The organism is Anabaena sp. CCY 9910, from assembly GCF_963920875.1.
GTDB lineage: Bacteria > Cyanobacteriota > Cyanobacteriia > Cyanobacteriales > Nostocaceae > Trichormus > Trichormus variabilis.
Genome location: NZ_CAWUDJ010000004.1, coordinates 201,216 through 223,314, shown reverse-complemented (window position 1 = coordinate 223,314; position 22,099 = coordinate 201,216). Strand labels below are relative to the sequence as shown.

General features: G+C 41.3%; 22 protein-coding genes and 2 pseudogenes. 12 read left to right on the top strand and 12 right to left on the bottom strand.

Annotated elements, in window-relative coordinates:
* The first annotated feature begins 324 nt into the window (after positions 1 to 324).
* Both ACM5QX_RS05945 and ACM5QX_RS05940 read left to right on the top strand, forming a co-directional pair.
* Positions 325 to 1,617 carry a glycoside hydrolase family 10 protein gene (locus tag ACM5QX_RS05945; RefSeq protein WP_011319872.1) on the top strand — a complete coding sequence of 431 codons (1,293 nt, stop codon included), beginning with the start codon at positions 325 to 327 and terminating at the stop codon, positions 1,615 to 1,617.
* A 153-nt stretch (positions 1,618 to 1,770) separates the two neighbouring features.
* On the top strand, positions 1,771 to 3,420 hold the full coding sequence (locus ACM5QX_RS05940; protein WP_414752787.1) for a pseudouridine synthase: 1,650 nt from the start codon (positions 1,771 to 1,773) through the stop codon (positions 3,418 to 3,420).
* A 107-nt stretch (positions 3,421 to 3,527) separates the two neighbouring features.
* Here the strand turns inward: ACM5QX_RS05940 and ACM5QX_RS05935 are convergent, their stop codons facing one another.
* Positions 3,528 to 4,028 carry an acyl-CoA thioesterase gene (locus tag ACM5QX_RS05935; protein WP_414752786.1) on the bottom strand — a complete coding sequence of 167 codons (501 nt, stop codon included), beginning with the start codon at positions 4,026 to 4,028 and terminating at the stop codon, positions 3,528 to 3,530.
* A 583-nt stretch (positions 4,029 to 4,611) separates the two neighbouring features.
* Between ACM5QX_RS05935 and ACM5QX_RS05930 the strand changes: the two are divergent.
* Positions 4,612 to 5,112, top strand: a pseudogene (locus ACM5QX_RS05930) (CHAT domain-containing protein); the annotation flags it as partial.
* A gap of 256 nt (positions 5,113 to 5,368) precedes the next feature.
* On the opposite strand, the gene ACM5QX_RS05925 reads toward ACM5QX_RS05930, so the two are convergent.
* From ACM5QX_RS05925 to ACM5QX_RS05915, 3 genes are all read right to left on the bottom strand, one after another.
* Complete coding sequence (locus tag ACM5QX_RS05925; protein WP_414752785.1) at positions 5,369 to 5,713, bottom strand: DUF1815 family protein; 345 nt, start codon at positions 5,711 to 5,713, stop codon at positions 5,369 to 5,371.
* A 974-nt stretch (positions 5,714 to 6,687) separates the two neighbouring features.
* On the bottom strand, positions 6,688 to 6,903 hold the full coding sequence (locus ACM5QX_RS05920) for a DUF2839 domain-containing protein (RefSeq protein ID WP_011319878.1): 216 nt from the start codon (positions 6,901 to 6,903) through the stop codon (positions 6,688 to 6,690).
* A gap of 124 nt (positions 6,904 to 7,027) precedes the next feature.
* Complete coding sequence (locus ACM5QX_RS05915; protein WP_414752784.1) at positions 7,028 to 8,572, bottom strand: helicase C-terminal domain-containing protein; 1,545 nt, start codon at positions 8,570 to 8,572, stop codon at positions 7,028 to 7,030.
* Between the two features lie 148 nt (positions 8,573 to 8,720).
* On the opposite strand from ACM5QX_RS05915, the gene ACM5QX_RS05910 reads away from it, so the two are divergent.
* Both ACM5QX_RS05910 and ACM5QX_RS05905 read left to right on the top strand, forming a co-directional pair.
* Positions 8,721 to 9,683, top strand: coding sequence for a M48 family metallopeptidase (locus ACM5QX_RS05910; protein ID WP_414752783.1), 963 nt, complete (start codon positions 8,721 to 8,723; stop codon positions 9,681 to 9,683).
* A 256-nt stretch (positions 9,684 to 9,939) separates the two neighbouring features.
* Positions 9,940 to 10,368, top strand: coding sequence for a hypothetical protein (locus tag ACM5QX_RS05905; protein WP_414752782.1), 429 nt, complete (start codon positions 9,940 to 9,942; stop codon positions 10,366 to 10,368).
* Here the strand turns inward: ACM5QX_RS05905 and ACM5QX_RS05900 are convergent.
* From ACM5QX_RS05900 to ACM5QX_RS05890, 3 genes are all read right to left on the bottom strand, one after another.
* Entirely contained in the window at positions 10,365 to 10,496 is a 132-nt protein-coding gene (locus ACM5QX_RS05900; RefSeq protein ID WP_414752781.1) for a hypothetical protein, read from the bottom strand. The genes ACM5QX_RS05905 and ACM5QX_RS05900 overlap by 4 nt on opposite strands.
* 192 nt (positions 10,497 to 10,688) lie before the next feature.
* Positions 10,689 to 12,170 (bottom strand): calcium-binding protein, encoded by a 1,482-nt coding sequence (locus tag ACM5QX_RS05895; RefSeq protein WP_414752780.1) that lies wholly within the window; start codon positions 12,168 to 12,170, stop codon positions 10,689 to 10,691.
* Between the two features lie 260 nt (positions 12,171 to 12,430).
* Positions 12,431 to 12,589 (bottom strand): hypothetical protein, encoded by a 159-nt coding sequence (locus ACM5QX_RS05890; RefSeq protein ID WP_414752779.1) that lies wholly within the window; start codon positions 12,587 to 12,589, stop codon positions 12,431 to 12,433.
* Between the two features lie 80 nt (positions 12,590 to 12,669).
* On the opposite strand from ACM5QX_RS05890, the gene lysS reads away from it, so the two are divergent.
* The 3 genes from lysS to ACM5QX_RS05875 all read left to right on the top strand — a co-directional run bounded on the left by lysS (position 12,670) and on the right by ACM5QX_RS05875 (position 15,250).
* Entirely contained in the window at positions 12,670 to 14,355 is a 1,686-nt protein-coding gene (gene lysS, locus ACM5QX_RS05885) for a lysine--tRNA ligase (RefSeq protein ID WP_414752778.1), read from the top strand.
* Positions 14,356 to 14,564: 209 nt separating this feature from the next.
* Entirely contained in the window at positions 14,565 to 14,831 is a 267-nt protein-coding gene (locus ACM5QX_RS05880; protein ID WP_414752777.1) for a hypothetical protein, read from the top strand.
* Positions 14,828 to 15,250, top strand: a complete 423-nt coding sequence (locus ACM5QX_RS05875; protein WP_414752776.1) for a putative toxin-antitoxin system toxin component, PIN family — start codon at positions 14,828 to 14,830, stop codon at positions 15,248 to 15,250. The genes ACM5QX_RS05880 and ACM5QX_RS05875 overlap by 4 nt, the downstream gene beginning before the upstream one ends.
* A gap of 80 nt (positions 15,251 to 15,330) precedes the next feature.
* On the opposite strand, the gene ACM5QX_RS05870 is transcribed toward ACM5QX_RS05875, so the two are convergent.
* Complete coding sequence (locus ACM5QX_RS05870; RefSeq protein ID WP_414752775.1) at positions 15,331 to 15,924, bottom strand: glyoxalase-like domain protein; 594 nt, start codon at positions 15,922 to 15,924, stop codon at positions 15,331 to 15,333.
* 197 nt (positions 15,925 to 16,121) lie between these two features.
* Between ACM5QX_RS05870 and ACM5QX_RS05865 the strand changes: the two genes are divergently transcribed.
* Both ACM5QX_RS05865 and ACM5QX_RS05860 read left to right on the top strand, forming a co-directional pair.
* Positions 16,122 to 16,751 (top strand): sigma-70 family RNA polymerase sigma factor, encoded by a 630-nt coding sequence (locus tag ACM5QX_RS05865; RefSeq protein ID WP_185478973.1) that lies wholly within the window; start codon positions 16,122 to 16,124, stop codon positions 16,749 to 16,751.
* Between the two features lie 97 nt (positions 16,752 to 16,848).
* A complete protein-coding gene (locus ACM5QX_RS05860; RefSeq protein WP_414752774.1) occupies positions 16,849 to 17,928 on the top strand; it encodes a tetratricopeptide repeat protein in 1,080 nt (359 codons plus the stop codon).
* A 50-nt stretch (positions 17,929 to 17,978) separates the two neighbouring features.
* Here ACM5QX_RS05860 and ACM5QX_RS05855 read toward each other — a convergent pair whose 3' ends face one another.
* The 3 genes from ACM5QX_RS05855 to ACM5QX_RS05845 form a co-directional block, all read right to left on the bottom strand.
* Positions 17,979 to 18,812 (bottom strand): hypothetical protein, encoded by an 834-nt coding sequence (locus tag ACM5QX_RS05855; RefSeq protein WP_414752773.1) that lies wholly within the window; start codon positions 18,810 to 18,812, stop codon positions 17,979 to 17,981.
* Positions 18,813 to 19,127: 315 nt separating this feature from the next.
* On the bottom strand, positions 19,128 to 19,607 hold the full coding sequence (locus tag ACM5QX_RS05850) for a DUF2267 domain-containing protein (protein ID WP_011319891.1): 480 nt from the start codon (positions 19,605 to 19,607) through the stop codon (positions 19,128 to 19,130).
* 190 nt (positions 19,608 to 19,797) lie between these two features.
* Positions 19,798 to 21,225: a sensor histidine kinase gene (locus ACM5QX_RS05845; protein ID WP_414752772.1), complete on the bottom strand. Its 1,428-nt coding sequence runs from the start codon at positions 21,223 to 21,225 to the stop codon at positions 19,798 to 19,800.
* Between the two features lie 78 nt (positions 21,226 to 21,303).
* Between ACM5QX_RS05845 and ACM5QX_RS05840 the strand changes: the two genes are divergently transcribed.
* Positions 21,304 to 21,525 (top strand): 2-oxoisovalerate dehydrogenase, encoded by a 222-nt coding sequence (locus tag ACM5QX_RS05840; RefSeq protein ID WP_414752791.1) that lies wholly within the window; start codon positions 21,304 to 21,306, stop codon positions 21,523 to 21,525.
* Positions 21,522 to 21,764, top strand: coding sequence for a type II toxin-antitoxin system HicA family toxin (locus ACM5QX_RS05835; protein ID WP_414752771.1), 243 nt, complete (start codon positions 21,522 to 21,524; stop codon positions 21,762 to 21,764). Before ACM5QX_RS05840 ends, ACM5QX_RS05835 begins: the two co-directional genes overlap by 4 nt.
* Before the next feature lie 24 nt (positions 21,765 to 21,788).
* On the opposite strand, the pseudogene ACM5QX_RS05830 reads toward ACM5QX_RS05835, so the two are convergent.
* Positions 21,789 to 21,953: pseudogene (locus ACM5QX_RS05830) on the bottom strand (sensor histidine kinase); the annotation flags it as partial.
* Between the last annotated feature and the right edge of the window lie 146 nt (positions 21,954 to 22,099).

Below are 22,099 nucleotides of genomic sequence, written 5' to 3'. Positions count from 1 at the left end.
GGTTCTATTTTTAACCAAAAACCTCCTTTTTTACACAAAAGGGGGTTTTTGTTTTGGGCAGTTATCTCCAACTGCTACATTCAGGTTAAGTAATTATAAGGCTGTCAAAGACTTGTTAATTGAGTATTGAATTATCTCGAATTATTTAAAATTCAGTATTCTCAAAGCAAATTCTTGTGAGGTACTGATGAAAAATAGTTGTGTCTACTATACTTGCTGTACTAAGTATGCTTCAATTTTGATTGAGGCAGAAATTTCGATGCACCACATTGAATAACTACTAATGAGCCAATTCTTTAATAAGCAATAAAGCGGGTAGACGCTATGGCTAGTAAGTTCCATTACAAATTCATGGGATGGCGCGTGTGGGTAGCTAACGCATCGTTTAAATCGATGAAATTAAGTTTCCTTCATGATCAGTGGCGACTTAGGCAGTCAAATACTTATCGTCGAATTTTGCTGAAGAGTGTTTTCCCTATTCTGGTTTTGATATCCTTCGTCTCAGTATTACTGGGAAACAGTTTTATTCCTGCTGTTGCTCAACTACCCCGCCAAGAAATTCGTGGGGTTTGGATGACTAATAATGATTTTGACATCCTCAAGGATCGTCGCAAAGTGCAGGATGCTATGGGTAAACTGCGGCAGTTGAATTTCAACACTGTCTACCCTGTAGTGTGGAACTCTGGCTATGTAATGTATCCTAGCGTTGTAGCACAAAAGGCTGGTATTCAACCTTTTGTATTTCGTGGCTCGGATGGACATGATATTGTTGCAGATGTCATTAACCAAGCACATAATCGGGGTTTGTTAGCTATTCCTTGGTTTGAGTTTGGTTTTATGGCTCCTCCAACTTCAGAATTAGCTATGAACCATCCAGAGTGGTTAACAAAAAAGCGTAATGGTGGACAAACTTCAATTAGTGCTGCTGGTGAGGTGGTGTGGCTTAATCCTTTCCACCCACAAGTACAACGTTTGATTACTGACCTTGTATTGGAAATTGTGACCAATTATGACGTTGATGGTATACAGTTCGATGATCACATGAGTTTGCCTCATGAATTTGGTTACGATAAATATACAATTTCTTTGTATACTAAAGAGACCAAAAATGCACCTCCAGCTAATCATCAAGATCCAGCATGGGTGCGCTGGCGTTCTGATAAGATTACAGCGTTTATGGTGAAGCTAAACCAAGCTGTAAAAGCGAGAAAACCTAAGATAATTTTCTCGGTAGCTCCCAATTATTACGATTTTGCCTACAAGTCTCAGCTACAAGATTGGCTTGCTTGGATACGTCTCAAGATTGTTGATGAGCTAATTGTGCAAGTATATCGTCCTAACCTACAAAGTTTTATTTCTACTATTTCTCGTCCAGAAATTCAAGAAGCACAAAAATTAATACCAACTGGCATTGGAATTATGACAGGATTACGCAATAATGCTGTTCCTATGTCACAAATTAAATCTCAAGTGCGGACTACGAGAGAACGGGGCTTGGGGGTAGCTTTTTTCTACTACCGTAGCCTTTGGGATTATAGCCAGGAAGATTTAGATGAGCGCCAAGCAGGATTCCAAGCTCTTTTCCCTAATTCTGCACTCCGTGCAAGAATTGAATAATATTGTTAGGGGAAGTTTAAAACTATTAGGAAATTCCTTGATCATCAGCTGGGATGAGGTTGGCGTAATAGATACCTAAAGGAGAGCCGATCGCCCCAGCACACCATAAAATATAAAATCATCATCTGCCAAGAGTCAGCTATATCTCCCATCATGCCTTTTACAGAGGTTCTACACCCGTTGTCAGATTTTATTGAATATGATTTGACCGATGATGACTTATCAGCTAACTATTGGTATGAAGGGTATTGTCTGCAATCTGGTGATTTATTAAGGCTGCCTCGTACTGCTTTAGTAGAGACGATCGCTCATAGTTTAATGCAATGCCTTGCTAAAGATGAACGATATTCCCGTGAAGGTAAAATGTATGGCATATTGCTAGTTGAACTAACCACTGGTGAAAGACGAGTACTTAAAGCTTTCTCTGGGTTACTAAACGGACAAAATGTATTTGATGGCTGGGTTCCACCAATTCCGGGAAGGGAACAAGTTGCCATACAAGAGGAGCATACTTTAGCTGAGTTAGATGCTATTAAGCAAGAATTGATTACCCTCAAGCAACTACCACAAAGACAAGAGTACGAAACTCTTTTTCAAGAGTTTGAGCAGCAGTTGCAAGCAATGAGCGATCGCCATCGTTATCGCAAATCTCAACGACAACAACAACGTCAGCTAATAGACGAAACTATTTCACCAGCAACCCTCACTACTACTTTAGAACAGCTTGACGAAGAAAGTCGTCAGGATGGAATTGAACGACGGCGACTCAAGCAAGAACGAGACACAGTTCTGCAACCATTACAAGAAGCGATCGCCTCAGCAAATATTAAAATACAACACCTCAAGCAAAAGCGGAAGGCACTATCTCGGCAATTACAGGCGCAAATGCACGCTGCTTACTCCCTGATGAATTTTTTAGGGCAATCTGTATCATTACAGCGATTGATGCCGAATGGCTTACCTACAGGAACGGGAGACTGTTGTGCGCCAAAACTCCTACACTATGCAGCCACGCATGGACTGAAACCTTTAGCAATGGCTGAATTTTGGTGGGGTTCATCCTGTCAAGATAAAATTCAGGGTGAGTTTTATGGCGCTTGCATGGAACGTTGTCAGCCGTTGATGGGATTTTTGTTGTCAGGTTTGAAACCTGACTCAAACTTTGACAAAGAACAAATTAATGTGATTTATGAGGACGAATGGCTGATTGCGGTGAACAAACCTGCGGGGTTGTTATCAGTTCCTGGTCGTTATTTTGATACCCAAGATAGCGTTCTTAGCCGTTTGCGCCGTTTGTTAACTCAGGAAACGAAGCTTGCTGCTGTGCATCGCTTAGATCAAGATACCTCTGGTATTCTCTTACTGGCAAGAGACAGGCAAACTTATCGTCAACTTAGCCAGCAGTTTCAACAGCGACAAGTTCACAAGGTTTATGAAGCCATACTTGCCGGCGTTGTCAGCACAGAGACTGGGATAATTGATTTACCATTGTGGGGAGATCCAGAGAATCGACCTTATCAGCAAGTTGATTGGCAACGTGGTAAACCTAGCGTGACAAACTTTCGGGCGATCGCCAGGGAAGGAGATTACACCCGTGTAGAATTTGTACCACTCACCGGACGCACCCATCAATTAAGAGTTCATGCGTCAGATGTGCAAGGATTGGGGGTGGTAATTTTGGGCGATCGCTTTTATGGTTGCACTGCTAAAGCAAATCGATTACATTTGCACGCTAGAGAACTCTGCTTTCTGCATCCACACTCAGGAAAAATAATTCACTTACAAGTAAAGACACCATTTTAACTGAGTTGCTCTTTTTGTATTGGCAGGGAGGGTATGAGATAGAAATGTTTGACTCCACAAATATCAAGAGTGTACAACCTCTTGGATTCTCAATCCCCAATCCCCGATTAGTTATTGTGTAAGGCAGACACCTTTGCCAAAGCATCCTTGACGTTGCTGGGCAACTGACGCATAATCTTACCCCTATCTCTATCCAAGGCCACTAATGTCACTTTGGCAGTAACAAATAGTTGCTGTCCATCAGTGGAGACAATAGCGTAATCCCAGTTGATCCGGACACCAGTCACATCTATCATCCGCGCTTTTACCACCACCGCCATACCTAGCTGAACTGAACGATGATAGCGGATAGAAAGTTCTACTACAGGTAAGTCACAGCCTAAGGCAACTAAATCAGCAAACTCAATGCCAATAGAACGCAAACATTCTACTCTGGCTTCTTCCATCCAACTTAAATAGGTACCATGCCAAACAATACCTGCATAGTCAGTATGGTGGGGATGAACTCTCACCGGATACTCAAACCAACTATCGAACTGACGTAATGATGAAACTTCGATGGCGTTGGTTGGTGGTAATTGGGATTGGTTTGATTGTTCGTCAGACATCTTCTTGTTTTTGAGCAACTTAAGTTTTTCCAAGTCTGGAATAACATAAAAAAGCGTCGCATTGTTGAATTTATTCAATTCATAAGGTTTAAACTCCTAGATAAAAGGAGTGCGTGGTTATGCAGTTTCATCTGCGTTATTTCAGTACTTTGGTTTTACCTATAATTATTTCTATTCAATTCTGGATTAGTAGAAGCACTAGTTCAAGAGGTAAATTTATTTAATTACAGAGAAAAAGATCAAATATTAGTTCAGAAAAATCAGCGATCGCCTACACTAGAACGTTCTCTAGGAAAGGCAGGGCTTATCTCCGAGACACTATGCGAACAACTATCGCCAATTGAAACATTAAATAAACGGCGTTACTGATTGATGGGATGATTTTTATCTCACGCATACCGCTAACGCGGAACCCTTACCCCTACGGGGAAGCAAGCTACGCGTTAGCGTCTCCGTTCGCGTAGCGTCCCGCAGGGAAGGAGAAGGGTAGAATTGACTTTCAGCTTTGTCGAGAAGTCTAAATTCATCCCGCAAATATGCAACGCCAAATAAACAAGCAATCCTCAATTCCCAACAAGACCAGCCGCAAGTTACAGTACCACAGATGGATGATTATACGATTGTCCATCTAGCAACTCATGCAGCCTTTGTGGTCGGTAAACCACAAGATTCATTTATTTTATTTGGTAATGGCGATCGCGTGAATCTGTCAGATATTGCCACATGGTCACTACCTCATGTAGATTTGGTAGTTTTGAGTGCCTGTGAAACTGGTTTAGGTGGTAAGTTGGGCGGTGGTCAAGAAATTTTAGGCTTTGGTTATCAGATACAAAAAAACGGCGCAAAGGCAGCTATGGCCTCGCTTTGGGCTGTAGATGATGGTGGCACTCAAGCATTAATGAGTGTGTTTTATCAAAAATTATCTACAGGCAAAGTAACTAAAACCGTAGCTTTACGGCAAGCTCAAACAGCTTTAATTAGAGATATAGAGTCAACCAATCACATCATGCCTGTAGCCAACAGTGGTAACTTTCATCACCCTTACTACTGGGCATCTTTCATTTTGATTGGGAATGGCTTGTAGAATAATTCGTAATTCGTAAATTTACTTTAAGGTAGAGAATTTATGCTCCATTATCCCTGTATGGAGGTTGTTTAATTACGAATTATTCGGGCTTCAGCACACAGTATAGAGTGCAGCAGTTAGCTAAATTAACTACTCAAGAGTAAATATAGATAGCTAAGAATTGCCAGCCAAGTCTGAATCACTAAGTTTTTGGGTGATATTTAATCAATCTTCAATGAAAAATTGACCATTAAAACTATATGTACAGAAAGTTTTAACCTCGTTTTGCCAACGCCTTGTTCGCGGAACTAATCGGCGTAGGTTGCTTCACAAGATTTGCTAGTTCTTGTAACTGGTTAATCGCCTCTGCACCTTCCAATTTCATCAATTCGCGATCGTCTCGCATCTCTGTCCAAGTGATCCCATAGTCAGATACTAGGAATCGTATCAAATGATTATTACCCAAGCTGACCATGAACGAAGCACTGTTCATTTGGTCGCCGCAGGTATAACAAGAGGCAGGATATCCACGCCGTTCGAGTACAATTGCCAAGGCTTGAAGGTTCATTACCAAGTCTTGAACAAACTGCCGATGTTGATGAGCTAGTCTTAGAAACACTTTTGTCCTCCAGACACCACAGTCATTTTAGTCTCTTTTATATTTTCTTTAGATTCTCTCACCCATTGGTATTGTAAACTATCCATTACAATTACTAAGACATTTGTTGAAGTCGTTAATTGACTACCTTGCTCAGGGTAAGAGAAAACTCCACATCCTGCCGTATCAAACAATTCAGTTTGCAAAATCAACACATCAGACAGAGTTAGAAAAATTAATAATAAATTTACAAACTTCAATCTGATTTTGTGATTGTTAGCAGTGATGGCATCAAGATTAACTCAGATTTAACCTTAGTCAACCATAGAAAAATCACGGATTGCACTTTTATACTAAATGTGGTTCATTCGTGATTATTACAGTTTTTCAGCCTAGTTAATGTTCTCTACAGAGTTGTTATACAGTAAAACTACGGATTTTCTTACTGCGGATTGTTACTAGATTTTGCTGCACCCAATTCAACCCCTCCTGGGTTTATAGAGTTAAATGGATGAGGGCGCAAGCTTTAAAGTGAAAATGCAGGCGTAATGGCCGAATATAGTAGGGGGGTTGATTACACTTCAGGAAAAGATAACTACAGCCCGAATATCTATAGGCATAAGACCGAGCATAACTAAACTAAAGATAAGTGTGTTGCCATTTCGGCAGTATTTTTTTAGGCTCTAAACGTTAAAAAAAATTAAGTAGATCACAAATATCCCCTTTGCAGATAGAACAGATTTCCTTTAAGAATGTCGAGCCTCCTAAAACTCTGTAGCCAATCATATTCAAGACTAACAGTAAGTCACTCTAGCGAGAGTTATAGATACAGAACTTAAAAAGCAATAGAACTGGCTAAAGTGTGCCTGATCACTTGATCTCTTGTGGAACAGGACTATCTGCTGTGAGAGGGTGTAAGGGTTCAGGGGTGTGGGGATGTAGGGGTGTAAGGATTTTGGACACATACACCCTTCCCCGATCTTTTGACAGAAATTTTAGGCGGCTACTTGCCACCAACCAAAAGCCGGCCCGATAAAACGGATAGTTACCCAAGCAACAACCATTACACCGATTCCTACCCAAGCACCGCGAGTAGTCCAGCTAACGAATAGTTCAGCTTGAGATTTAGTGATGGGAACCCAAGATAAGATGCGGGTGTCTTGCCCGTACTGTTCTCCCATAGTTGTTTTACGACGTTTTGCTTCACCCATAATTAAGATTCACGATTTAGTCTAGGCTATAAATTTACTTTAATACTTATGGTCAGTTGTCAGTTGTCAGTTGTCAGTTGTCAGTTGTTCATAGTGATTCTTCTTTGCTACCCCTACTCCTTTTCTACGCTGAATTTTCTTCACCACTGGGGGCAAACAGGCTGGGATCGAGATAGTTCAGGCGCGCTAGAGGGCTGAGGACATTGAGGATTTGAGAACCATAACTACGGTTGACGACACGACTATCGAGTAAAGCGACAATGCCTTGATTTTCACGCACGGGGGCTACGGCTCTTTGTAGTTCATTTAAGGCAGTTGGTAATAAAAATAAACGAAACCAATCTTGATGCGATCGCTTATAGTGAGCTACTCTACCAGCCACTAAGGGGTGTTCTAAAGATGGTAAAGGTAAAGTCGCAATCACTAACAATTGAGGCGCAGGTAAGACAGCCTGATGTTCTCGCCAAAATTCCCAACCACTAACCAAAATGCCGTTTTCATCTAGACAGGTTTTTTCTACCTGTACCCGCGAACCAAATTCTGAAGCTAAAATTGCTCCCACCTGTGCCTTTAATGGCACATCTCCCACAAGCAACACTGTCAATCCTGGTGCAGTAGCACTTAGACAGACTAAAGTCCGCACCTTGTGAATGAATGCGGCTTGAAACTCTGGCGTATTAGGTAGAGGTAACTTGTAAGGTATGTAGAGTTGAATTGCCTCTGATTGGCTATCAGAAGCGAATTTTAAGCAGGTTAAATCATCTAAACCTAGACGCTCTTGAAACAAAGGAGCCTCGGTTTCTGGCTCTAAGGCGCTGCCAATGAGGACTACTGGCTGTCGTTGCCAAATAGGTGCAAGAATTTCTCCTAATTCGATTGGTGCGTAATGTAATGAAAATAAACCTTGGCGACGGGCGATTGTTGCCCACAAGAGGGGTGGGGAGGATGAGAGGGGATGATTTTGCTCGCTGGGTAATTGCTGCCATACTTCTGGTACACCTGATGCTGATTCTAAAACTGTGTGGAGTTTGGTTAAAATATCAGTTTCTGACTGGGAGATTAAATAGCACTCATAGGGATTTGCTGGATGTTTGAACAGTTCACTGGTCAATTCAATTCTTGCAGCCCGGATTGCTTCAGCTTGTTCGGGGCAGGCTAGTATAAGTTGATCCCAGTCTTGGGGTTGAATATCTCTAGTCAGCTGATCACGTACCCAATCTTCTAAATCATCGACTCCATCAATTATGGTGGGTATACCTTGGGGGAAATTATCAGCAGATGTTAGCTGTCCTTTTAGCCAAGCTTCTGGGGAAGTTAGAAGTATTCCTTGGAACTCAGGGTTAGGCCAAACGTCACCTGTTCTGATTGGTTTATTGACTTGTAACCACTGCTGTAAACGAGGAATTTCTACTCGCAGTAGTAGTTGTTGCACTGTTTCTGTGGCAACAATAATTACAGGGCCGTGCCACATCAGAGCGGAGGCAATAAAACTTGTGCGATACCGTCCTTGATAGCCACAAACAGCCCCTACTTGAATTAAGGCGCTACGTCCCAGACGCAAGGCGCGTGCTACCAACCTTGCCATCGTTAAATGATGGGGCCAGGAAGGGAAACCCGCCTGCGATCGCAAAAAGTTATGTAATGACAAATGAACTTCTGCTTCAATCACACGCTTTCCATCCCATACAAAATGACTTTAATTGCCAATAGCCCCATTTCTATTATCTCTTTTGTCAGTTGTTAATTGTCAGTTGTCAGTTGCATTCATACTGGCCACTAACTACTGACTACTGACCACTAACCCATTACCCTGAATTATGCCAACTTACACAGGAATTTCCAGCGAAGCCTTCAGACATCCACTGGATCGCCAAGCCGAGCAAGCTTTGCGAAATCTACCAGGATTTGATTTGATTGCTCGTAAATTTGTGGAATTTGTCTACGAACGCCCTCAGCTAGTCTATCTAATGGGCAACACCATCCAAGTAGGGCCTCGGCAATATTCCACTATTTACCAGATGTTTCGGGAGTGTGTGCGGGATTTGGATATTTATCCAGAACCTACACTGTTTGTTTCACAAAATCCTCAGGCAAATAGCTACGCATTAGGTCAAGAGAATCCTTACATAGTCATAAACACAGGGATACTAGACTTACTCAACGAAGCCGAAATTCGGGCGGTGTTAGCCCATGAACTGGGGCATATTAAATGTGGTCATACTATTCTAATTCAAATGGCGATGTGGGCGATGAGTGCGGCTTCTGCCTTAGGAGAATTAACCTTTGGCATTGGTAATTTTGTCTCTCAAGCCTTAATTTATGCGTTTTTTGAATGGCGGCGCAAGGCTGAGTTAACGGCAGATAGAGCAGCGCTGTTGGTGGTTGATGACCTAAATACTGTTTTATCGTCAATGATGAAGATTTCTGGCGGTAGCAGTAAATATGCCAATGAATGCAGTTTGCAAGAATTTATTAAGCAGTCCGAAAATTATCAGGCGTTAGATGAGGATGGGCTAAATCAAGTGTATAAATTCTTAATGTACAACGGCGCTCAAGGCATGATGTTAAGCCATCCGTTCGCTGTAGAAAGAGTCCAATACCTACAACAATGGGCAGTATCCTCAGAATATCAACAAATTCGCCAAGGTAATTATCAGCGATCGCCTGCCTCTGGTTCTGTAGACGTGAAAGCCTCTACCACCGCAGCCGAAGCCGAAAGATTACGCCGTCAAATTGAAGAATTACAACAAGAAATTAACAAAATGAAACGGTCTGAATAATGTTAATGGGGTAATTGGTAATTGGATATATATGCTAGTTCCCAGTCCCCAATCCCCAATCCCCAATCCCCAATCCCTGATTTCATAAAACAGTCATCTAAGAGACTCCGTTGTTTCCCTGTTAGGTGTAGCCTCAGCATGAGAGCGATCATTTTAGATAAATCATCCCTTGGAGAGTGGGAGAATCTCAAATGTAAACCTTGACACCTGCACAACAGGCAACAAATAACCCAATTCCGTCTGGAAACTGCTGATTATGGCAATTAACTTTCCAAAGTGGCTGGCTGTATTAGCCACTATTCTTGCCCTGCTTGTACTTATGCCCGTAACTACCTCGGCAGCAACATTTGGATTTCATACTCCCTCTAAAGCAATTTATGCCTCTGCTGCTAGTTTAGTTACCACCTACCCTTCTTTTGCTGATTTGGATTTAACTCCTTTGCAGCGCCAACGACTCCAATCTGTGCTGCAACGCAGAAATAAAGAAATCCAGGCAGTGTTGGACATATCACAACGTGATACCCTGAGGCATCAAGTACACTCTGGTCATAGCTTCAATCAAGCTTTGCTTTCTCTGGAACTGCAACCAGAACAGCAACACCTGATTAAAGCTATAGAACAATTGACAAGTCTGAAATTGAAAGCGCTTTTAGTTAAATATTCAGTACCAAGCGTTAGTAATTAAAGTCTGTCTGCCTCTTTTGGGAAAATAGCGATCGCTTGCTGGGATATGATGGGGCGATCGCTTTTTATTTCACTATTTTTCCAACAAGTCCCAAATGAGGAAGCAAAATTTAAGAAATATAAGTACATTAAAAATTATAGTAAAAATTATGACAACAAGCAGAAATAAGTAAAGCCAGAAGTCCAAATCAAGTCAATACTTCTCGGTTAAGAACATAGTGTGGTGTTCCACCTCTAATTAACGTGAGTCTCCGTTGGAGACTCACGTTAATTACGAATTACGAATTAGTAATGATGGCAATTCTTTTGTCTATTGTCTTTCTAGACAAAGTGGATGTCGCTGACGCTGTAGCTAGTGGAAAAGATGGAAATGATATCAAAACGAGCAAATATAGAAGAGGATGTCAAATCACTCTGACTAGAAGCATCGTAGACACCATTGCCTTTCACAATCTGATTTGCAGTCGCAACTAACAGAGAATCATCGAAGGCTTTGCTGCTGTCTAATAGGAATGGACTGGCGATCGCAATATAATTACTGCCGAAGATATAACCGTCTAGCTTTTTGAGTTGGATTTGATCCTGACCAGTTTGAAAATCAGTAATCAAGGCAAAGTCATTCAAACCAGCAAAACCGCCACCGCCTACATAGTAAGGATTTTTTGCATCTCCTAATACGAATTTATCAGGATCTGCTCCTCCGGTGAGGGTATCTACTTCATTAATACCTGGTTGGAGACTGTTAGGATCAACACCGATGATGGTATCTTTACCACCAAGACCAGAGATTTGATCATTGCCTCTACCACCAATTAATAAGTTACCTTGGTTATTACCAACTATGGTGTCAGCTTGGGAAGTACCGGTGACGTTAACAAAGTTTTGAACGTTAAAGTTCAGTGTTCCTAAGACTGGAACACCGTTAACGACGAGACTATCAGTAGAGAGATTGACGTTAAATGATGTGGTTGTACTAGTACCGGTAGAACCGTCAATGGCGTTGGCTTGACCTCTTGCACCGATGATAGTTTCAATATTGAGAATTTGATCTGTACCTGCTGCACCTTTATTGACAATACCAGCCGCTTGTAAGGCGATCGCAGTGCCTAAATTACTATAGTCGGCTGTATCAAGGTCAGCACCACCATCAAGGGTGTCATTACCAGTACCGCCGATCAGGACATCATTACCACCCTCGCCTTGTACGATATCGTTACCATCACCTAATCGGGAAGTCGCAAGACTATTTCTACTCCCTCCACCTATCACATCATCACCAGCACCACCTTGCACGGTGTCATCACCTTCGAGTCCAAAAATTTCGTCGTTACCTTGACCACCAATTAGCAGGTTATTGTTGTTATCGCCAATGATGCTGTCATTTTGTGCAGTACCGATAACATTTGCAAATCTCTGCACTGTAAAATTCAATGGGCTAGTTGTGGGAACTCCATTCACTATCAGACTGTTAGCAGAAAGATTAACGCTAACAGATGTAGTAGAACCTGTGGTGGTGGAAGCATCTATTGTATTGACTTGTCCTTTCGCACCAATGATAGTTTCAATCCCATTGAGTGTGTCTGTTCCGGCTCTGCCTTTTTGAACAATACCTGTTGCTTGTAAAGTAACAGCTTGACCTAATTCACTGTAGTCAACAGTATCAATTCCTGTATCCCCAACGATGAAATCATTTCCAAAACTACCAATGATTTGATCATTTCCTTGTAAGGCAATTATTAGATCATCAACCGCAGTACCAACGAGCAGATCATTAAATGGTGTGCCGATAATGGTGTTATACACGTCGCTATTTTCCCTTTAAATTTAGTTAAGGAATACAAATATTTGTAAATCCTCTTTAAAATATCAGAATTAGGTTAACAATTTGATACATTTTGATTAAAAATAAAAACTCTATCCCTTGCGGGTAGAGTTTTGTCAGTGGTCAGTGGCAAATATATGTAAAAACCACTCCTTGTGCGGGTTGGGGTATTAGACCAAATCCTTTCAACAACTGACACGCGATCGCGCAGAAAAACTCTGCAACAGAGTTTTTCTGATGTTCAATACTTTTGCATAGATATATCCATAATGCCTGCCGCCAACATCCGGTGATATTCTTCTACATTCCACAAGCGGACTTTGGTTTGCGTCATAGTGCTTTGATTGTAGTTTAATTGTAGCGATCGCATCAATTCCAAATCCCCACCTCCACAAATCATAAGAATTTTTCCCTAATTCCCAATCCCTACTCCCTAATCCCTATTTATAATTAATCTTGCCCTCTGAATAGTTCGTTACCATGTCGGAAGAAGATATCCGTGCCGCTAGGCTGGAGAAAGTAGAACAACTCAAGCAGCTAGGAACTAACCCCTACGCTTACCGTTGGGAGTCTACCCATCACGCCGCCCAATTGCAAGAAAAATTTGCTGATTTAACCAGTGGTGAAGAAGTCGATACAGAAGTTGCCATTGCCGGACGCATTATGGCGCGTCGCGTTTTCGGTAAATTGGCTTTCTTCACCTTGGAAGATGAAACAGGCACTATTCAGCTTTATTTAGAGAAAAATCGTATCCAAGAAAGCATGGCAGAAACTGATGCCGATGCTTTTAATCATCTCAAACAACTCACAGATGTAGGGGACATTCTGGGAGCCAAGGGAACAATAAAACGGACTGAAAAGGGCGAGTTATCGATTTACGTCAAAGAATATACCATCCTCACCAAATCCCTACTGCCGCTACCCGACAAGTGGCATGGGTTAACGGATGTTGCCAAGCGCTACCGTCAACGCTATGTTGATTTAATTGTTAACCCCGAAGTCCGGCAAACTTTCCGCCGTCGCGCCCAAATTACGGCCGGGATTCGCCGTTATTTGGAACAAAGGGATTTTCTAGAGATTGAAACCCCAGTTTTACAAAGTGAAACTGGTGGTGCTGATGCGCGTCCCTTCATCACTTACCACAACACTTTAGAAATGGAGTTGTATCTGCGAATTGCCACAGAACTCCACCTCAAGCGGTTGATTGTCGGTGGTTTTGAAAAAGTATTTGAGTTGGGGCGAATTTTCCGCAATGAGGGAATTTCCACCAGACACAACCCTGAATTTACCTCTATTGAAGTTTATCAAGCCTACGCCGACTACAACGATATGATGGCGTTAACGGAAGGTATTATCACCACTGTTGCCCAAGATGTACTCGGCACGCTGCAAATTACCTATCAAGGCGAAACGGTAGATTTAACACCACCTTGGCGACGGGTGACAATGCACGATTTAGTGAAAGAATATACGGGATTGGATTTCCATTCTTTCCCAACACTAGAAGAAGCGAAATCAGCAGGTAAAAATGCTGGGATTCCTGGTGTAGATGAAGCCCAAACTATAGGTAAGATACTGAATTTAGCTTTTGAAGAAAAGGTAGAAGCAAAGTTAATTCAGCCGACCTTTGTCATTGATTATCCTGTAGAAATTTCGCCCTTAGCTAAACCTCACCGTTCTCAATCTGGGTTAGTAGAAAGATTTGAGTTATTCATAGTCGGGCGGGAGACTGCGAATAGTTTCTCAGAATTAACAGATCCCATCGATCAAAGAGAACGTTTGGAAGCCCAAGCTGCGAAAAAAGCTGCCGGTGACTTAGAAGCCCAAGGTGTAGATGAAGATTTCCTCACCGCTTTGGAATATGGTATGCCACCCACTGGCGGTTTAGGTATTGGGATTGATCGGTTAGTCATGTTATTAACTGATTCTGCCAGCATTCGAGATGTAATTGCTTTCCCTCTACTCAAACCCGAAGGCAGCTTTATTAAGGAGTATCGCTATGAGCCAACAACTCAAACACTGACTATGGAGTTTGATAGTGGAAGTGTTTACGAATATTTCAAAGTACCGCTTACTGTCAAGGAAGAATTAGATAATGCACCGTCTAAGGGTCAATATTTCCATAAGTTTATTAAAGGGAAATTCAAGTATGAACAATTGAGTTGATGAAATAAGTAGAAAATAAAATTTCAAGGGTGATTTAGCATTTTACCTAAATCACCCTATTTTTATTAATTTTATCAGGCGATCGCCATATCCTAGTTTTTTGCAATCACTCGTCTAATCGAGACATTTCTACTAGTAGCACTTCCTAGCGGTATCTGGTGAGATGAGGGATAAGAAGATAAAATCTATAAAACTGGTAAATTTAAACTATGAATACAAATATTGTTGCTAAAGTGACGGCTGAAGGCAAACTCGAAATCCCGCCAGAGGTGTTGGCTAAACTCCAGCCTTTGACAGAATACGAAGTTTTGGTTACAGAAGATGAAATTGTGTTCAAAAAAATGAGTAACCAATTGACTTGGACAGAATTATCTGAAAAAATCACAACGTTAGGAGTAGATGCTGATGAACCTACTCTGCAAGAAATTAGTGAGATGGTCAAAGAAATGCGACGGGAACGACGCTCTAAAAAATGAGAGTTGTCTTAGACGTTAATGTTTGGGTTTCTGGTTTACTTTGGCGTGGTGTCCCAGGTAAAATTTTTGATTTAGCAGCAGCAAATAAAATAACTATTTATACTTCTGAGCCTATCCTTGCGGATGTTGAAGAAATACTTGCGCGTAAGAAGTTTCAGGCAAGGATAAATACTTTAAATACAAGTGTAAAAGAGTTGCTTTCTATAATAAAACAGTTATCACATTCATGTATTATCAATTCTATTGAAGTTTCCCAACTACGAGATCCAGATGATGCGGTCATACTCGCAACTGCTTTATCTGCCAATGCCCAAGTGATTGTTACTGGTGATTTAGATTTATTAGTATTGATAGAATTTAATGAAGTTCCAATTTTAACACCGCAAACTTTTCTAAGTCGCTACTTCTCAGATGAATAACAACCTAAAAAAACAAAATAAGGTGCGTTATGGTTTTGCCAAACGCACCTTATTTATCACAAATGACCAATAACTAATGACTAATTGGCTACTTCAGCTATTTCGATAATTCTACCTTCATAATCCTTAACTAGAAAGTTTAGAGGCTTCTGATTACGAATTTTGAATTTTAAACCGCGTGTTTCTACCCGCATTAAAACCATTTCTAAGCAGTCACGGTCAAAGCAAACGTGACGTTGCTGATTTTTTACACCCAAACTTGCACCTGTAATGACGTGTAGTTGAGTATTTTTCTTTAATTGATACCACAGTCCATCACTGGCATTATTCATTGACTTGCCAGACCAGCTAGGACTAGTAGACATATATAGCGGATCTATGCCCGTTGCGCCTATAGTTTGTTCGTAGTTGTAGTAGTAGTGCAGTGGTACTTCTGCGGCTGGTAAATCTAGTAGCCCTTCGTATAATTGTCGGGCAATCTCTAGATCGGACACCATCACAGTATGCACTTTAGGCGCACTGGTGAGGAATAGCCACATAGCGCCAGCATATGCTGCTAAGAGCATCACCATGATGCCTTGGGTTGACAACAGGCTATCTAGAGGCAAGGAGGGCAAAAAAGAGCCTAAAACAGGGGTAAGCCGGAACGATATCACACTAGCTGCTATAACCATGAACAAATTAAAAATTATATAAGGGAGTCGCTTTTATTTTTGTCTATAAAGACTTCAACTAAGAGGTCTTTGTTCTAGTGTACAAGACTAAACTAATCTGAGTCTTGGTTCTCAACAGACCTACATCAAGATATTATACGGCTGACTCAAAAATCTTATTGGCAACTTTATTTTAACAAGTATCAATGGCCAAACTTATGCAAATTCCTCATTTTTCTGAAGCGAATCACCCACTGGTAAAGTCCCTGTTTCATCACAGTGACCAAGAATTGCTGGATCTGTTTCAACATAATCCCGATGCTGGTAAGTACTTTACGGTGATTTTTTGCCGTTACAGCCCGATAGTCTACACTTTAATTCAACATTCCGCGCGATCGCCTGTACAGGCCGATTATCTCTTTGCTCTGACTTGGCGACACATCTATTACGAACTTGGTGGACTGGATTTAAAAAATCCTCTTCCAGGTCAAGAAGGGTTGACCTTGCAAAATTGGCTGATTAATATCACAGCTTACTGTATCAATGAAATTCAATTACCCCCAACTGAAGCCATTCACTATTCTCTGCAAGCAACTTCTCCACCACTTTGGTGCTATGTCGAACAAGCATTAGACCAACTGCCCCCCATGTTACGATTGATGGTCTTGATGGCGCAAACCTTTCATTGGAGCGAAACTCGCATTGCCGCTTATCTACAAGCAGAAGGGGAAAAGGTAACACCTGCTGAAGTAGCCAATTTTCTTCAGGAAGGCTATCGTATGCTAGAGGACAAATTACCCGCAGACATCCGCACTATCTACTTGGGCGAAGATTTGGTTAAGTCATAGGTTAAGTATATACGCGTAAACTGCTAGTCTTCATGCTGACATAATAAAACTTTTCTGCCAGCTTTTACTTAAAACCGCAATTTCTTGGGTAAGTTTTATGACACAACAGCATTTATTCCCTAGCACTCAAGCCAAAAGCTACCAGTTGTTTGGTTTTTACCTATTAATTTTGACTTCCCTATTGCATCCTGTAGCCGCCAGTGCGGCTGATATTACTCAACAACTCCATCGTCCTTTCAATAGTTCTATTGGACGGCAATCTAGAGATGATGCAGACTCATTATTACAGGTGGCTGAACAACAATATGCTGCTGGATATGCAGACAAAGCCATTGACTCTGGTTTACAAGCGTTGGATATTTATCACTTGATTGGTGACCTGAGGGCAAAAGGTCTAACTTATAATTTGTTAGCAAAAGCTTATATTGAATTAGGACGTTTTAAAGAAGGAGAAGACGCATTACGTCGAAGGTTAGCGATCGCCCGTGATACTAAAGACTTTCAATCACAAATTTTCGCCCTGAATAATCTTGGTACGTTGCTACTACAAGCAGGTGAAGCCACAGCCGCCGGACAAACAATTCAGGAAGCCTACACCATCGCTGACAATGTGAAAAATATTGATGGTGAGGGACTATCCTTGAGTAACTTGGGTCTTGTATCGGCTAGGCTGGGAGATTACAACAAGGCGATCAAACTTTATGAAACAGCTTTGATTTTCCGCCGTCGGACTGGGGACGCACCAGGAGAAATTAATACTTTAAATAACTTAGGCGATGCTTACCTAGCTGTTGGTAATTATCCTGATACGATTGGTACTTATGGCACAGCTATGAGGATTGCCAAAACTCTAGGCGATCGCTCTAACCAAATCCGCGCCATTGACGGTTTAGTCACAGCTCACAGCGCCGTCGGACGTTATGAACGCGCCTTTGACTTACTACAACAGCGTTTAACCATCGCTCAAGAATTACAAAATCTGCGCGAAGAATTAAAGTCCTTTGAATCCTACGCAAAATTATACGAGCAGCTAGGTAACTACCCAACCGCCCGTAATTTTTACGAAAGAGCAATCATACTTTCGCAAACCCTAGAAGACAACAAACAAGAAGTATTTTTACGCGATCGCCTGACGCAAATGTTGAGGAGTCAAAAGTCCATAGTCCATAGTCCATAGTTTATGGTCAAAAGATTTGTAACTATTGACTATTGACTATTGACCATTGACTAGTTCAAAAACACTGAACCGTTATTTTCAATTCTCAACGCACTTCTATCTTGACCAACATCGGTAGTCTCTCTCAATCTCACCTCCAAAACACCTGATTGTGGGGAAGGCTGGGGAGTTGCTTCTAGCAATCCACCGTCTTCCCGTTGAAATGTGACAGTGACGGGTGCTGTTAAATCTTGGAGTGTGACATCGGATTTACCTTGCAGCGATCGCGGTGCTGTGTCTCCAATTACCTGATAAGTCACATTAGCACCGCTATCGTTAACTAATCTCACGTTTACTCTACCACTCGCCAGAGAAATACGGGTGCTAGGACTTTGTTGTTGACCTGGTGAGGGTAGGGGACTAACTGGCACAGTAGATTGTCCTACACCAGGCGCTGGGTTCTGCTGTGATCCTTGAACACCTGGCTGTGTGTTTCCGCCTTCAGTTTGTAAACTGCGTTGAGAACGACCATAGGGGGCTTCACTAAAAATCCTGGGGTTGGGGTTTAGTACTGAACTTGTTTCGCCACCAACACCCATTCTTATTTGGTCAGCGTTTGGCGTAGCAGGAACGCTGCTTTGCGGAAGCAATCCCTGATCTATAAGCCTTTGAGTGAAAGCATTAGGAGGGCAACCCTGAGGGACTGCAACCCGATCATTGTGTGGTTGCTCATAAAAAATTCTTGGACAAGGATTAACTTTAGAATTGGGCTGGATAGTAGGTTGCTGAACTGGCTGTTGTGACAGCACTGCTTGAGGAATTGCTACTATACCCATCAGCAACCCTCCACAAATTGCACTCAATAATTCAGCAGACTTGCGAAAGTTGGAAAAGTTTATGCTCATGATTTACTCCTAAAAATTTGAGTTTTAGCAAATAGGACGATTTTTTATTTAAATCAATTAAATAAATCTCTACTACGAAAGCAGCATTCTCAATCTACCAGCTATTCTTTTCGTCTTTCTCTAACTTTGGGATTGAAAATGTGGACAAAAATTGTATATATCAACCTCTATCTTTAGGATGATGAATACAAATAAATTACATTACGAATAATAAAAACATTTATGGTTCAATCAGATTAATTTTTTTGGAAATTTAATTATCCGTAGGGTGGGCATTGCCCACCACATAGTTATTCAGAAGATACCAGACTTCGGTTAAGCTTCTTCCCAAATTTGACGAACTTTATCAGGTAACCAATTAGCAATTTCTTCAATTCGCTCTGATGATAATTCATCTTTTGTAGCAGAAAACACAGCTTTAACTACTTGTTCTCTATCTACATTTGGCGGCATTCCTCCCTCATTAGCCACCCGGAATAGGAAGCGATCGCTATCGATTTTAAAAATTCCAGGGCCTTGCCAGGGCGGACGTACCCGACTCAAGAAGCCGACAAGAGGATTGGTATCATGCCACAAATCTGCAATTTCCATTTGCAGCGATTTATCATCACTTTCTTCCGCAGGTTCATGTAGTTCTGCTTCTACTCTGTCCGCAGCTTCTGTAGTCATCAAATCACGCATGACACGAAAGACTACTTCAGTTATATCTCTGGCATCATAAATATCACCCAAGCCGCTTTCTGTTCTTACTTTTTCTAAAAAAGGTATATTTTTTTCTGGAATGGAAGTTGTCATCAAGACCTCCAAAAGTTTTCTTATACCTGCATTTTCGCCAGCAAAAAATAGCAGATTAAATGACAAATTCTTAATCACTCAACTGCTGGCTGCAATATTTATGGCTAAAAAATGCAGGCTTTAATAAATAAATTAGTATGTAAATTTAGTAAAATTCATCTGTCACAGGAAACAAATATCAATTATCAAATTAAGACTCTAGAGTTATGGGTAAAGTGACAATAAAAGTAGTACCGTTACCTACAGTGCTTTCGACTTGAATGTTACCTTGGTGATGTTCCACAATAGCTTGCGCGATCGCCAGTCCCAATCCTGAACCTGTAGCATTATCTTTACCTACATTCCCACTCTTATGAGTGCGTGCAGGATCAACTCGATAAAAACGATCAAATAATCGGGGTAATGCTTCAGCCGGAATACCAATTCCCGTATCACTCACCTTAATTTGTAACTGCGATGTATTATAGCGAACTCTATCTACACGCACCAATTCCACATTCACCGCCCCACCTGCGGGTGTATAATGTAGAGCATTACCAATCAAATTAGTAAATAATCGCACCAGTTGATCCCAGTTCCCTACCAGTGTGAACCAATGTTCTAGTAATTCAGGACTAGTTTCAGAATCAACAGGATCAATTAAGTGCAGATTGAGAGTAATTGCTTTTTCCGTAGCTACAAGTTGTTGTTCTTCCACCACATCCATCAGTAAAGCATCAAGGGGACAAGATGAAAAACCATCTCTGCTCACACCACCGTCCTGACGTGCTAGAAATAATAAGTCATTAACTAACTTGCCCAAACGCTGGGTTAACCGTTCCACTACCTTTAATTGTTGGCGATAATTGGAAGATGTAGTGGCTTCAGTTTCAGTCAACTCTAAATCAGCTAAAGCAACTTGGACATTAGTTTGAATCAAAGTAATGGGACTTCTGAGTTCATGGGAAGCATCCGCAGTAAATTGCTTGAGACGTTGGTAAGATTCACCAACTGGTTCCATTGCTTTACCTGAGAGAAACCACCCACTGGCGGCGACAGAAATCACCATTAACCCAGTACCCAGTGCCAAATCAAAAATTAACTGGCGACTCGGTTTAGTCACTTCAAACCAAGGATGACTCACACGCAGATATCCCAAAACTTGCCGTCCAAATTCCACTCGTTGTGTAACTTGTCGCAATAATAGTCCTGAATCTTGATTGGTGAGTGCTGAGTTTTGCGTTTTTGAGTTTGTCCATCTGTCTTGCTTAAAAACGTGAACAGTTTCACCTGTGCGGTTACTGTGAATAGGAATATTTAAAGGTTCAGAAAAAGTTGACCAGATTAAGTCACCAGTAGGACTAAACCACTCTAGATCAATATGATCATCTTCTACAGTATTGGCATTGTTGCGAAAACTGGCTTCTACGTTAATGCGTAGCTTCTCAGGCTCACCGTTCACTGGTTCAATGACCAGCGATCGCTCCACAATTTCCACTACATGATTGAGCGTATCGTCAATCCGTTCCACCAAAGTACTACGGACATATAAATACACACCACTAGCAAACAGCAGCAACAATACCGCAGTTACCGCAGTGTACCAAATAGCCAGACGGCGACGAGTAGCTTGAAACATTGGACAACGCAGAAAAACTAAATCTTTTTGAATGTTAAAGTATGGTTGAGGCAATACTTTGATGACAATACAAGCATAGTGAAAAATACATCAACCGAAATCATATTTTTAGTTGAAGAAGACCTAGAGGGTGGTTACACAGCAAAGGCTTTAGGTGAATCAATCTTTACCCAAGCTGATGATATTTCTAGCTTAAAGGAAATGTTACGTGATGCGGTTCGCTGTCACTTCCCTGATGAAGCCAATCGACCAAAAGCAATTAGACTGCATATCGTCCGTGATGAGGTAATTGCTTCGTGAAATTACCGCGAGATTTATTAGGTGAAGACTTAGCTAAAGCATTAGCGCGTTTTGAGTATGTAATAGATAGGCAAACTGGAAGTCATATTCGTTTAACAACTCAGCTAAATGGGGAACATCATGTTACAGTTCCTGCCCATGACCCACTCAAAGTTGGTACACTGAATGCCATCTTACGAGATGTTGCGGAGCATCTAAGCTTGAGCCGAGATGAATTGCTTAGTCAGCTTTTTTCGTAACCAGTAATTCTCTGATTTTTCAGATAGCGATCGCTCTACAATTTCCACAACATGACTAAGAGTATCGTCAATCCGTTCCACCAATGTACTACGGACATATAAATACACACCACTGGCAAACAACAGCAACAATACCACAGTTACCGCAGTGTACCAAATAGCCAGACGACGACGAGTAGCTTGAAACATTTGCCTAATGTAAAAGAACTAAATCTTTGTTAAGTGCTAAATTCTTGTTAAAGCAATGCAGTAAAGAATATTAACTGATGTAAGTAATATTTAAACCAAGTTTTTCCTCACTATCACTTAAGTAAATATGCTGAGGACGGAGACTA

Excerpts from the sequence above, each read along its gene's own strand:
- ACM5QX_RS05890 (WP_414752779.1), bottom strand. The coding sequence starts at position 12,589 with ATGATTTGTGGAGGTGGGGATTTGGAATTGATGCGATCGCTACAATTA.
- ACM5QX_RS05880 (WP_414752777.1), top strand. The coding sequence starts at position 14,565 with ATGAATACAAATATTGTTGCTAAAGTGACGGCTGAAGGCAAACTCGAA.
- ACM5QX_RS05920 (WP_011319878.1), bottom strand. The coding sequence starts at position 6,903 with ATGGGTGAAGCAAAACGTCGTAAAACAACTATGGGAGAACAGTACGGG.
- ACM5QX_RS05940 (WP_414752787.1), top strand. The coding sequence starts at position 1,771 with ATGCCTTTTACAGAGGTTCTACACCCGTTGTCAGATTTTATTGAATAT.
- ACM5QX_RS05860 (WP_414752774.1), top strand. The coding sequence starts at position 16,849 with ATGACACAACAGCATTTATTCCCTAGCACTCAAGCCAAAAGCTACCAG.
- ACM5QX_RS05850 (WP_011319891.1), bottom strand. The coding sequence starts at position 19,607 with ATGACAACTTCCATTCCAGAAAAAAATATACCTTTTTTAGAAAAAGTA.
- ACM5QX_RS05875 (WP_414752776.1), top strand. The coding sequence starts at position 14,828 with ATGAGAGTTGTCTTAGACGTTAATGTTTGGGTTTCTGGTTTACTTTGG.
- ACM5QX_RS05870 (WP_414752775.1), bottom strand. The coding sequence starts at position 15,924 with ATGGTTATAGCAGCTAGTGTGATATCGTTCCGGCTTACCCCTGTTTTA.
- ACM5QX_RS05855 (WP_414752773.1), bottom strand. The coding sequence starts at position 18,812 with ATGAGCATAAACTTTTCCAACTTTCGCAAGTCTGCTGAATTATTGAGT.
- lysS (WP_414752778.1), top strand. The coding sequence starts at position 12,670 with ATGTCGGAAGAAGATATCCGTGCCGCTAGGCTGGAGAAAGTAGAACAA.
- ACM5QX_RS05845 (WP_414752772.1), bottom strand. The coding sequence starts at position 21,225 with ATGTTTCAAGCTACTCGTCGCCGTCTGGCTATTTGGTACACTGCGGTA.
- ACM5QX_RS05900 (WP_414752781.1), bottom strand. The coding sequence starts at position 10,496 with ATGTACTTATATTTCTTAAATTTTGCTTCCTCATTTGGGACTTGTTGG.
- ACM5QX_RS05910 (WP_414752783.1), top strand. The coding sequence starts at position 8,721 with ATGCCAACTTACACAGGAATTTCCAGCGAAGCCTTCAGACATCCACTG.
- ACM5QX_RS05865 (WP_185478973.1), top strand. The coding sequence starts at position 16,122 with ATGCAAATTCCTCATTTTTCTGAAGCGAATCACCCACTGGTAAAGTCC.
- ACM5QX_RS05945 (WP_011319872.1), top strand. The coding sequence starts at position 325 with ATGGCTAGTAAGTTCCATTACAAATTCATGGGATGGCGCGTGTGGGTA.
- ACM5QX_RS05905 (WP_414752782.1), top strand. The coding sequence starts at position 9,940 with ATGGCAATTAACTTTCCAAAGTGGCTGGCTGTATTAGCCACTATTCTT.
- ACM5QX_RS05935 (WP_414752786.1), bottom strand. The coding sequence starts at position 4,028 with ATGTCTGACGAACAATCAAACCAATCCCAATTACCACCAACCAACGCC.